Source organism: Pseudoalteromonas sp. MMG013 (assembly GCF_018100885.1).
GTDB lineage: Bacteria > Pseudomonadota > Gammaproteobacteria > Enterobacterales > Alteromonadaceae > Pseudoalteromonas > Pseudoalteromonas aurantia.
Genome location: NZ_JAGJEE010000066.1, coordinates 1 through 2,464, shown reverse-complemented (window position 1 = coordinate 2,464; position 2,464 = coordinate 1). Strand labels below are relative to the sequence as shown.

Sequence of the window (2,464 nt, the reverse complement as noted above, 5' to 3'; positions counted from 1 at the left end):
GGTTTTGCTTTTATACTGAATATAATTAACAAGCATCTTGTTATTCTTTAAACCCCAAGTCGATCTATGCACTGGTGTACGCATGAGCTCTTTTTTAATTGCCTTTGAGTGTACCCGCTTAGGTATGTTAGATAAAACTTTATAATTAACAATATGACCGTGATTATCTATATCAAACTCAACTTCAATCTGCGAGTTTACAACTTGACAGATTGGTGGCATAGAAGCAGCTATTTTGATCGTACCTTTAGGGAATAATTCAGGAGTGTTATCTAAATACACAATTTCAGTTTTAAACTCTTCTAATAGCTCAATACTGGGATCTGAACATCCTTTCACTTCACCAAATTGAATAAGACTTGCTAGAAAAATACTACCAAACATGTGCGAAACCTAACTATTTAGTATTTATGCGGCACGTTGTTTGTGCTGCATAATCGCTTGTTGGACTGAGCCGCTACCAGCTCGATGTGTCAGAGTTGGTGTTATTTATGCTATGGGAATTTGCTTTTAGTGGCTTAACTTGTCTTACGCCTATTTTATCGGCTTGTCTTTCGTGATTAAGCCATCCCTGCATTACTCAGTACGTTTTATCCTGCCATTAGAGCTAATTTTCTCCGATTTATCAATGATATTTTCACCACACACGCACTTTTCTAGCCCGAACAATTAAGCAGGTTAACGCGTTGATTTAATTCAGCAAGCTCTGCTGCTAACTCGTTCGTGCTAATTTCATTGTCTCTTCACTTGAATTAACCATTTCACTAAATCGTAAGACTCCGATTTTACATACTTCACAAGCCCAATGAGGGGATGGTGACGCAGCTTCCGCCTTTTTCTTCTTCACTTTACGTAAACTGGGCCCTTGCGCCTTTATCAACGCCAACTTTCGCTTGTAACATGCATTGGCTAAAAAGCCATAGTGACGAATTCGCATAAACCCTTTTGGTAGCACATGCTGTAAATAGCGTCGTAAGAACTCTCTACAATTCAGTGTCATGACCTTTTCACTGTGTTTACCTGTATAACCTCGATATTTAAAGCACACGCTTTGTTTATTCACCGACACCAGTCTCGATTCTGACATCGCGCCCTTTCGGGTATACCGTGCTAGATAACTTACTAACTTATCACTGTATGTTAAACACGCTTTGCTATACACACACCATTTAGCTGGTGTCGTTATATGTGTCAGCGAAGTACCTTGCGCATGCAATGCCGCAAGCATTTTCCCTCTAAATACCGTTGATAATGCTTTAACTGGGTATAAGTAGCCCTGTTCTATTTCATGCCATTGAGTTTGCGTTAGCCCTCCCGCAGGCACTAAGCAATGCAGGTGAATATGCTGACTTAAGGTTTGTCCCCATGTATGCAAAACGCTTGTCATCCCTAACTGCCCATGCCCTTTACGCTGTGCAAATTTACTTAGGGTGTCCCATACTGCTTTAAATAAACACTGATAAAGCGTGTTTGGGTCATAGCGTGCAACAATATTCAGCTCATGTGGCAGTGTAAAAACAAGGTGGAAGTAACGACAAGGCAATAAACGTGCTTGCTGTTTTTGCGCCCACTGTGCTGTTGCCATACTTTGACAGCGTGGGCAATGGCGGTCTCGGCAACTGCACCCGACCTGCTTTACCTCGCCACACGTATCACATTGCCATGATTGATACCCTAACTTGCCTGTCCTGCATGATTGAAGGTGTTGACAGACCCGTGTCTGCTGGTAATTCAATGAGTGGTGTTGCCGATAATCATCTAACCCTAATTTTAAAATATCAGCAAGGTGTAGCGTACTCATTGTTTCGACCAATCGGCCAGTAAATCAATGCCGCCATGGCCTAATTCAGGTAACCAATGCAAGTAACTCTGTGTCGTTTTAATATCACTGTGACCAAGCTGATGTTGCAATTGATGAAGCGGCATGCCTGATTCAAGTTGATGTGTCGCATAAGCATGGCGAAGTGCATGCGGGTTACACTGCTGCAAACCAATGCTGTGTGACTGCTTTTTTAATGACTTTCTGAAGCTCGATGGCGACATCGGTTTGTCCATAAACCACCGAGAATAGAACATCCAACCTGTAGGATGATACATTTTCCAGTAGCAACGTAATTGCTTCAATACACTCTCTGACACAACAACGTAACGTGATTTATCTCCTTTACCCTGTTCAATTAAAATGGTTTTTCGTTGACCGTCTATGTCTTTAACTTTAATGCGTAATAGCTCACCAATACGTAAACCACAGCCATAACACACCATAATTAGCGTCTTTAATCTCATGTCTGTGCAGCTTGCTATCAGCCGTTGTATATCGCTACGAGATAAATAAATGGGTGCACGAGACTTCGCTTTTGGTAAGGTAATATCTAAGTTCAATGGCCGATGTAAAATGTGCTTAAACAAGAACCAAATACTGTTTATCTGCAACTTTTGGCTTGCCCGAGAAAGCCTGCGAATA

The 2,464-nt window shown here is 41.5% G+C and carries 3 protein-coding genes; all 3 read right to left on the bottom strand.

Translation table 11 applies throughout. The features are described 5' to 3' along the window. A partial coding sequence (locus tag J8L98_RS24295) for a hypothetical protein (RefSeq protein ID WP_210998635.1) occupies positions 1–384 on the bottom strand: 384 nt, incomplete at its 3' end. Positions 385–712: 328 nt separating this feature from the next. Beyond that, on the bottom strand, positions 713–1,801 hold the full coding sequence (locus J8L98_RS24290) for an IS91 family transposase (RefSeq protein ID WP_210994754.1): 1,089 nt from the start codon (positions 1,799–1,801) through the stop codon (positions 713–715). Further along, positions 1,798–2,464: tyrosine-type recombinase/integrase (locus tag J8L98_RS24285; protein WP_247682688.1), on the bottom strand; the 667-nt coding region annotated here is incomplete at its 5' end. The genes J8L98_RS24290 and J8L98_RS24285, both read right to left, overlap by 4 nt.